3 protein-coding genes and 3 pseudogenes are annotated in these 6,000 nt (G+C 51.0%); 1 reads left to right on the top strand and 5 read right to left on the bottom strand.

What is annotated here, in order from left to right; translation table 11 throughout:
* The first annotated feature begins 363 nt into the window (after positions 1 to 363).
* The gene (locus tag ACK4S9_RS18475; protein WP_156923866.1) at positions 364 to 879 is read left to right on the top strand and encodes a hypothetical protein; all 516 of its coding nucleotides are present in this window, start codon (positions 364 to 366) and stop codon (positions 877 to 879) included.
* A gap of 242 nt (positions 880 to 1,121) precedes the next feature.
* Here ACK4S9_RS18475 and ACK4S9_RS18480 read toward each other — a convergent pair.
* The 5 genes and pseudogenes from ACK4S9_RS18480 to ACK4S9_RS18500 form a co-directional block, all read right to left on the bottom strand.
* Positions 1,122 to 2,379, bottom strand: a pseudogene (locus ACK4S9_RS18480) (IS3 family transposase).
* Between the two features lie 67 nt (positions 2,380 to 2,446).
* A pseudogene (locus ACK4S9_RS18485) lies at positions 2,447 to 2,908 on the bottom strand (transposase); the annotation flags it as partial.
* A 182-nt stretch (positions 2,909 to 3,090) separates the two neighbouring features.
* Positions 3,091 to 3,549, bottom strand: coding sequence for a hypothetical protein (locus tag ACK4S9_RS18490; RefSeq protein WP_156923867.1), 459 nt, complete (start codon positions 3,547 to 3,549; stop codon positions 3,091 to 3,093).
* Between the two features lie 444 nt (positions 3,550 to 3,993).
* Positions 3,994 to 4,173, bottom strand: a pseudogene (locus tag ACK4S9_RS18495) (transposase); the annotation flags it as partial.
* 603 nt (positions 4,174 to 4,776) lie between these two features.
* Positions 4,777 to 5,676 (bottom strand): hypothetical protein, encoded by a 900-nt coding sequence (locus ACK4S9_RS18500; protein WP_273027678.1) that lies wholly within the window; start codon positions 5,674 to 5,676, stop codon positions 4,777 to 4,779.
* Between the last annotated feature and the right edge of the window lie 324 nt (positions 5,677 to 6,000).

Below are 6,000 nucleotides of genomic sequence, written 5' to 3' on the forward strand. Positions count from 1 at the left end.
GCGCGGGCGCAGTCCTGCGCATGCGCCATTACTGCGTGAAGCCTTTGCAGCATCGCCTGGAATGGGTAGCTAGCTTGATCGGACATTATAGAAGTAATGTCATCTACGCAATTATTTTACCGAAATCGTTCGAAGGCCGCCGCCTAGAGAAGCCCAAAACCGCAAGCAAGTCCGCATAGCGCTATCCAAAAGCGCGGGCTGCGATGGCCGACAGCGCGCGAATAAAGGCATTTTGGACGATGGTAATCACGTGTTTGGTTTCTCCTGTAAAGTTAGGAGATTTTGGTATAAAACGTGAACGCGTAGAGCATACCGAAAGGTTATCGAAAAGAGCAAGTAGAGCTAAGGAAAAAGGAGGTATCGATGAGCACGGATAACGCTAAAAGCATCATGATGCAGACTCAAATTGAAGATGCATTCGAGCGCGCTGTTGTCAAGGCACGGGAACGCGTGTCACCGGTATACTCGACCCCTGAATCAATTCGGCAGGGCGAGGAGATCCTTGCGCAGGCTCGGATTGACGCCGCGAATAACCTTGCCAAACGCATCAAGAATGGCGATTTCATTTCCTTGGGACAGTTACGGGCAGCCTGGTCTGTAGAGCGCGCGGAGCTCGACGAAGCGCTAGTTGCCGACCGTATATTCGCCGTAACTGGTCCGTCAGGCGAAAACTATTATCCAGCCTTCTATACTGAACAGTCACTTGATCGATCTGCGATTGAGAAGGTGTCGAAAGCGTTAGGGTCCTTGCCGGGCGTAGTTAAACACTATTTCTTTACTACCAAGTCAACATTTTTAGGCGAGACCCCGCTTGAGGCGCTGCGGCGTCGAAAGGTCGAGCAAGTACTTGTTGCAGCAGCCGGCTACGCTGAGAGATAAAAAAGAGGAATTGAAAAATACGAAGTCATCTAGGAAACTATGAGTAACTAACAAAAACTGTTGGTGTTGCTACAACAGATGAGTGAGCAGGCAAGCAAGAGAAAGGCCTGGTGAGCGTCGGCGCGATGTTCATGACGGATGCGTAGCCTCCGAAAACGATGAAGCCATCCAAGTGTCCACTCAACAAGCCACGCCATCGACCGAGTAATCTTGCCCCGCTATTCCCGGACGCAGTCTGATGCTTAGTTAGCGTCAGTTTCCAGAGCCTGACACGGTCGCTCTTTTCTAAACATACGCGGCGATTTATAGCCCAGCGCCGAGTGAGGATGCACCTCGTTAAAATGCCGGAATGCGTCGGGCAGTTGGGCCAGTACGACGGTGCCGGTGCTGCGGTCCATGCTGCCCACGTAATCGCGTTTAAAGGTGTTCACGAAGCTCTCGGCCATGCCATTCGATTGCGGGCTGTTGACAGGCGTATGCACCGGCTTGATGCCCAGTTCATGGGCCAAGGCGTGCGTTTCGATTGCCCGGAAAGCGCCGCCATTGTCGCTCAGGAATTCAAGCGTAACCGCCCGCTCGTCCGTGCTTCCAAAGCGTGTTTCCACCGCCTCGATCATCATGTCGCGCACCGGTTCGCCGGGCAGCCCACGGCCGATCCAGGCACGCCAGGCGATGATCTCGCGGTCACAGCAATCCTTCATGAATACGCCCGTCACGACGTCGCCGTTGTCGCAGGCGATCTCGAAGCCGTCCGAGCACCAGCGCTGGTTCGATTCCTCGACGGCTACCTTGCCATCATGCGCGCGGCCGCTGTCCCGGCGCTTGGGCGACTTCGGCAGCAGCAAACCCAGGGCCTTCATCACGCGATACATGCGCTTGTGATTGACTGGTCGCAGGCCCATCAGGCTGCGCGTGCGGTTCACCAAGGCGCCGGCGCGGCGATAGCCGTACGTCGGCAATGCCGTGATCTCGGCACGCACGGCGTCGGCAATCATTGCGTCAGCGGCTGGATCAAGCCTGGCCAACGCACGACCATCGATCCAGTCTGCAGGACGCGCAAGGCGATCGATAACGTTCGAGCGCGCTACACCAAGGACAGCGCAGACTGGCTTCACTGGCCGTCCTTGTCCAATAAGGGTGAGCGCGCAATCCACTTTTTTTCGCGGGCTACCTCGATCGCTTCGCGCAAGATTTCCGCTTCCATCGTCTTCTTGCCGAGCATGCGCTGCAGTTGTGCGATCTGGGCGCGCGCGGCAGCCAGTTCGCTTGCCGGCACCACCGATTCGCCGGACTGGACGGCCACCAGGGCGTCTTCGCGCTCGAGCTTGCGCCAATTGAACAGCTGGCTGGCACTGATGCCGTGCTTGCGCGCTACCAGCGAAACGCTCATCCCCGGCTCGTACGTTTCCTTGACAGCGCAGCCTTTTCCTGCACTGACCAGCGACGGCGCCGCTCCTCCGACACCGTCACGACTTCGATGGTTTGCTTGTTCCTAGTCATATTCACAGTCGTATTCCTATCGGTAAGGATACCGCATCGACTGTGTTTGGTGAATCAGGGGGCTATCTTACGAGCCGTTTGCGTGACTCCACGTTGTAGCGTGCAATTCGTGCTGAGATTTCACGCCGGCGGAGCCAGGCCCGATGTGTTCGAGAAGCATATGCTCGATCAGCGTGCAGCTTCTGGACCTTTGCAGGCACGGCCTACCAGCACTTTTACTGCCGGGATTGACTCGACCAGCGGGATAACGAATCGAAGTCATGTACTTGTGCGTCAAGATCTGGGCCACTAGAGGAAGCCCACGCTCAGCCACCAGCAAATGATGTTTGCAGCCGAGTCGCGATTGGAGCCGTCGTAGCACCGCCTTGTGAATACGCGGCCAAATGCCGCCTCGCATCCATTCGTGAGGGCGACGCCAGCATGTTATATCACTGCCGCAGCCGAGTTCGCGCGGCAAGTACTCCAACAGTATTTCAGTTTTGAGAACAAACAGTATGCCGGTCAGGACTGCGCGATAATCGATCTGTGGCCGTCCGCCTTTCGGTGATCAACAATCGGCAGGAAGGTGAACTGCTATAAGCCTCTAGAGGCCTTTAGGAAGAAGTGCTCGGGTCATGGCACCAGTTCGTCTACTAATACGGACACCATTTTAGTGACCGAACTGAGCCTTCGCACGTCCACTATCGACCATTGCAAACCGTCACCGGATCGCTAAGTGCGACGCGCTACTGCCCATGCTGCTGCCAGGGCTCTTGCATCATCAAGAGCATGATGTCGACGAAGACCGCTTGCAAACGCTTTCTCACGAGTAAGTTCGAAAAGACCCTCACACGCAGCATCTTCAAAGGATGGAACCGCGAAGTCCCAATGCAGCCCGCTCGGTAGGAACGGGGTTAGCAACGTAATATCGTAACGTGGCGCATCACAAAAAAAGGTGACTTCAGGACCGCACAATGACAGGAAGGCAGCCAACCGTTCAGCACCTTCCATTGGTTTCAGCACAGGGCCGGTAAGCAGAGGTAGGACGTTGACCTGAACGAAAGGCGCACAAATTTCATATGACACTCCACCAAGTTCAAAATAAAGCTCATTTTCGCCAGCAACAAGACCAATCGATATTAGATATGGTTCTTCGAAGCTTGTAAACTCTGTGTCAAGAAAAATTATCAAGAATTGGCCTGGTTTCGAAAGACTAGTATGTGTAGTCTGTGATCGATGTCTAGAACTGGTTAGCTTAAGTGCACGGCGCCATAAAAACTATTAGCTTGAAGGCCTAATAATCTAGCGCATTGGTGAAAAAGTGCCTTCTCAGTTGAATCGTAGCAATATTCGGCAACGTCTCCTCTTGGCTTATTGTGTTGAAAAACTCCGTTCTAGTGTTAGCCTGAAAAGAAAGATCGGTAACTCGACTGTGCAGAACGGCCACCATGGCACGAACGCGGGTCAGTTGGACCTGCGATGCCAACGAAAACTGGCCATAAAAGCTGCTGCCCGACTTTTTCAACACATAGGCTGATTGCGGACGGTCGGCACGGCTAAGTGTACTCGCCTGTTGCCCACAAAGCACCTAGGCGGAATTGAATAATACAACGTCATCTAGGAAACTAAGAGCAACTAACAAAACCTCTTGATGCGCCTACAACAGATGAGTGAGCAGGCAAGCGAGAGAAAGGCTTGGTAAGCGTCGACGCGATGTTCATGACGAATGCGCAACCCTCGGAAACGATGAAACCATCCAAGTGTCCGCTCAACAATCCAACGCCACTGACCGAGCCGTTCGCGTGACTCCATACCTAGCGGAAAAACTGCGAAACCTAAAGCATTCTTTTTTCTCCGGAAGTATGTAACGACCAAAGTACTTCAAGCAATTTTGGGTCAAAAGTTCGCCTAGATATTTCAAATGAGATTGTACAAGCGCTGCTGCCGATATAATCGAAAACAGGCCAGCTTATACTAGGCCAATCTTCAGAATCGGATGAGTTCGCATCGATTACCTCTGCAATGGCAAGTGCTTTCCGAGCTTCGCTCAGCAAAGCTCGAAGCTGTAAGGTTGATAGCTCAGGAAGGTCTGACATTTGGCGAAGACAATCAATTGAGAGTGTATGACGCTTCGAGTTCGGCTTTTGGAGCGCATACGCTACTGCAGTTTTCAAAATGCGCAGTGCCGGCGCGGTCATACCATGAATGTCGAAACCAATATATAAAATTTCGCTTATCTTGTTCTCCAGACCTTGTAAGGAAGAAGGCTACAACACTTCAATTGTCTTCTAACTTTGGCTCAAATTAAAATCATACTCACAGATACTTTTGATCGAGCGAATACGTTATCAAAGAATTTGCTAACAAAGAATACTTAGCCTGGCCGGAGTGTTAATAGCTATCGACCATATAGCTGTGCTAGACCGCGGAATCGATAAAGTATTGAAGTTCTCGGGCCATTATCGATGTACTGCTTTTCGGATATTCATTGTCGTTGGCATCGTAGGCTATATCTGGCAGTGCCATACTTTGCATACGTTCTTCTATGGTCTCCGAAATTTTTTTACAAAATGTTTGTTCAGAGGCATGACGTAAGGCTCTCTTGAATGCACTACTCTCATGTGCAATTCCTTTAAGAACCTGAGTCAGTAATCTTGGTCGTGAGCCTATGTACTTTTCAATCATTATGAATAATTGGGCTATTTGAGCGTCGTTAGCAACTTCTTTAAAGCCACATGTCTCATTCAATAGCTTATGCGCGTATTCGTGGATGCGTAATAACGTATGGACAGGTGCCCATTCATCTCTTTTGCATCCTATGAGAGAAGTTCTTAAGTGAGTGCTAAGGTTTGCAATTGAGAATCCCAAGATGTCTCTCGTTAGACTCCAATGTACTCGACTGCTATCGAAAGTGATTGTTGCTGTTTCTTCGCTTGCAATATTAAAAGCTGATATAGGAGAGTGCAAATTTGGTATCAGCAATCGCTTTTTATGCAATTCAGAATAGACCTCTCGCGTCAAGACCATGGTCGGCGCTAACGGAACTTGCATCGATGCAGCACTTGGTAACTCAAAATCATCTTCGTCGTTTTCTGAGGCAACCAGCACGCAGTAAACATAAAACCGATCGGTTACGCTTAAGCTTAAGTAATTCGTTGGTTCGCAGTCGTTGCGAATCTGTTGAAGCGTTCGTTCTATGTGGTCAACACGGCGGTTTAGCAACTGTGCTGTCGCAACAAGATCGGTCGGCTTATCGCATCTCGTCAGTTCTTTCGACTGTGAGGAGGTAGTCAGAATATTTAAGCTCTTGCGCAACATAAGCTAATCAGTTTTCGAAAACTGTATCTTTCGATGATAAAATAAAGAAGGTGCAGGTGCAGGTGCAGGTGCAGGTGCAGGTGCAGGTGCAGGTGCAGGTGCAGGTAATCTAATTTTCCTACTCTCTTGTCGATATGGCGCAATCGAATCTAAATAGCCGTTTTGATTTCGATCTCACTTGCGATGCTTTGTGAATTGCGGAAGGCTTTGTTGCACAAATCGGCCCATCAGCGGCCGAGGCGCAGCACGGGTAAACTGACGGCATGATTGCTCCCGTAAAGCTGAAGTACCGAACGACCAACTGGAAAGACTACAACGCGGCAT

Origin of the sequence: Massilia sp. (genome assembly GCF_046293535.1) — a bacterium.
Classification (GTDB): domain Bacteria; phylum Pseudomonadota; class Gammaproteobacteria; order Burkholderiales; family Burkholderiaceae_D; genus Telluria.

Excerpts from the sequence above, each read along its gene's own strand:
- ACK4S9_RS18475 (WP_156923866.1), top strand. The coding sequence starts at position 364 with ATGAGCACGGATAACGCTAAAAGCATCATGATGCAGACTCAAATTGAA.
- ACK4S9_RS18500 (WP_273027678.1), bottom strand. The coding sequence starts at position 5,676 with ATGTTGCGCAAGAGCTTAAATATTCTGACTACCTCCTCACAGTCGAAA.